The organism is Epilithonimonas hispanica, from assembly GCF_003385395.1.
GTDB lineage: Bacteria > Bacteroidota > Bacteroidia > Flavobacteriales > Weeksellaceae > Epilithonimonas > Epilithonimonas hispanica.
Window position 1 is genome coordinate 1 of the sequence record NZ_QNUG01000146.1, and the last position, 409, is coordinate 409.

General features: G+C 47.9%; 1 rRNA gene. It reads left to right on the plus strand.

Features of this window, described 5'->3' with window-relative positions:
• Nucleotides 1-409, plus strand: a 23S ribosomal RNA gene (locus tag DRF58_RS18260); the annotation flags it as partial.

Sequence of the window (409 nt, forward strand, 5' to 3'; positions counted from 1 at the left end):
AAACGGCGGCCGTAACTATAACGGTCCTAAGGTAGCGAAATTCCTTGTCGGGTAAGTTCCGACCTGCACGAATGGTGTAACGATCTGGGCACTGTCTCAACCATGAGCTCTGTGAAATTGTAGTATCGGTGAAGATGCCGATTACCCGCAATGGGACGAAAAGACCCTGTGAACCTTTACTATAACTTCGTATTGACTTTGAGTAAGTAATGTGTAGGATAGGTGGGAGACTATGAAGCAGGCACGCTAGTGTTTGTGGAGTCAACGTTGAAATACCACCCTTTACTTACTTGGAGCCTAACTTCTAATAGAAGGACATTGCGTGGTGGGTAGTTTGACTGGGGTGGTCGCCTCCAAAAGAGTAACGGAGGCTTTCAAAGGTACCCTCAGCACGCTTGGTAACCGTGCG